General features: G+C 31.8%; 3 protein-coding genes. 2 read left to right on the top strand and 1 reads right to left on the bottom strand.

The genetic code is table 11. The features are described from left to right. Positions 1 to 201 precede the first annotated feature (201 nt). Positions 202 to 1,383 carry an AimR family lysis-lysogeny pheromone receptor gene (locus RAC86_RS37985; protein WP_163136928.1) on the top strand — a complete coding sequence of 394 codons (1,182 nt, stop codon included), beginning with the start codon at positions 202 to 204 and terminating at the stop codon, positions 1,381 to 1,383. After that, complete coding sequence (locus RAC86_RS37990; RefSeq protein WP_163136906.1) at positions 1,322 to 1,540, top strand: hypothetical protein; 219 nt, start codon at positions 1,322 to 1,324, stop codon at positions 1,538 to 1,540. Before RAC86_RS37985 ends, RAC86_RS37990 begins: the two co-directional genes overlap by 62 nt. Before the next feature lie 222 nt (positions 1,541 to 1,762). Here RAC86_RS37990 and RAC86_RS37995 read toward each other — a convergent pair. Then, positions 1,763 to 2,173: helix-turn-helix domain-containing protein (locus RAC86_RS37995; protein WP_377886888.1), on the bottom strand; the 411-nt coding region annotated here is incomplete at its 5' end.

Raw genomic sequence — 2,173 nt, forward strand, 5'->3', positions numbered from 1 at the left:
ATGAATCAACACTTATGAATCCCCATGGTTAGAACCAAATTCATACAAAATATATCTATTTAGTAAGAATTGTGATATAATAAAGAAGATTGGAAATATTATATTTATTTGGATTTTTTGTTCTTTCTTTGATCCTTTCGTCATTAATCGACAATCTTTTTTTGTTCAGTATGTTAAATTAATTTTGAAATGGTGATTATGATGAGTGAAAGTATAGTGGATGTTAGAAATCATTTAAAGCGCATAATAGAGTTTTCAGATGAAAAACAGAAAGAGATTGCCGATAAAATTGGAATTAGTCCTGCTCACTTAAGCAAGTTTTTGAATGGGCAAGAAATTTCACTTTGGATGGTGTTGGAGATAGTACGTTATCTTGATAAGGATAACGAGGTCGAAATCATGCGGCAATGCTGCCTTGAGGCGACTAAAAAAAATATAAAAACTGCATTTGAATATGCTCATTCTAAAAGTTTAGACTCAGTCACTTGTATGTTGCTAAACAAAACCTTGGACGGAAATAACAGAGAGTTAAAGGAATGGGCAATCGTATATCAATGGCAACTATGGTCAAAATACAATCGTGTTTATAGCGAGGTTGATTACCTCGAAATGTTAAAAAAGCTGCAACCCAATTCTCATGACTTAAAAACACTTTTGCAAATTCTAGAGATGCTTTGTTTTTATTACAGTGAGAAGTATGATTTATCTCTACACTACATAAAAAAAATTCACAATATGCTCCCAGAAATTAAAGATCCATTTATTAAAAAAGCATTTTTAAGCCGTACAGACGAAGCTCTAGCAAATATGTACTTGAAGTTTGAAAACAATATAGATAAATCCAGAGGATCTGCTGGTAAACTCATCGAAAGAAATTTTAGTGTGAATTCAGTGACTAATGGTTATTTTATATTGGGATTATCATATTTGTTTGAATCATACGAGAAAACATCAAGCTTTTTTAAAAAAGGGATTCAATTAAACAACACGAAAGAAAGATATTTTGTAGCCAATGACCTAAGAGAACAGTTAGCAATTACAAACCTTTTCTGGAATAAACCGGTACAGAAAGAATATATAGTGACTGACTTTATTAAAGCGGTTGTCAATAAAGCTAATCTGAAATACTTTTATGATGACAAATACTATTCAGCTTTAGCTTTTTATTTTGACGGAAGAAGGGAAGGGAGTCAGGAAAAGCTCCTCTTATCGTTACATGTTTTTTGTGAAAAGAAGGATTACTTTAGAGCAAATTTACCAAAAATGGAGTTGCTAAAACTAGGAGTTGATTATAATATATTAAAAAGGGAGGTGAAAATTGGTGAAAAAGACAATTATAGGAGTTTTGATTACTTTAGCAATAGCACTAGCATTTGTTTTTAGTGCAAATAGTGCGGATGCTCCGGGTTCAAAAAACAATACAGTAATTCCATCAACAGGAACTAAGCAACTTGCTGATCCTCCAGTTGGCATGAGCTTTAAATTAACGAAAGAAACACCAACACCACAACCAAAAGAAGAAAAAGCAATATTTTATTAAAAAGACGCTGCCATATACATAGGCAACGTCTTTCGTGTTTTTAAAGAGGATTTCCTATTTTGACAAAACGAGAAAATAGGAAATCCTGAATAATAACTTTTATTTTAACAGTGTATTCAATTATAACAAGAACAAAAGTTCTGATAGGGAGATATAGAAAATGGCAATTGTTTTTGATCAACTACTCACAATTCTTAAACAAACAAAAAAAGAAGATCAAAATCAATCTTCTTCTAAATCATCCAAAAATTTAGCTTTGGATTCACGATAAGACTTAAGAGCGTTTAGCATAAATTCTCTTTCATCTTCGGTAATTTTTTTGCCTTCGTTGTCTATTATGTCAGCTTTTCTAATTGTTTCGAGTGTTAAATTTCTGGAGAGTACTAATTCTTTCTCTTCTTCACTCATTTTATTTAATTCATCTTCGACTGTCGCGAAGTAGGAAACATCAACGTCGAAGTACTTTGCGATTGCGTTTAGTTTTTCATAAGATGGCTTTTTAATTTTATCTCCTGATTCAAGTTTAGAGAGGTAACCTTGTGTGACACCTGTTGCATCAGCCAGTTGACGGAGAGTCATCTTTTTTTGCTTTCTTAGTTTTGCAATATTCCGTCCGATTATTTTATTTTTTTC

Source organism: Bacillus sp. LR_5, from assembly GCF_042709275.1.

What these genes read in the sequence shown, in the direction of transcription:
- RAC86_RS37985 (WP_163136928.1), top strand. Translation starts at nt 202, where the DNA reads ATGAGTGAAAGTATAGTGGATGTTAGAAATCATTTAAAGCGCATAATA.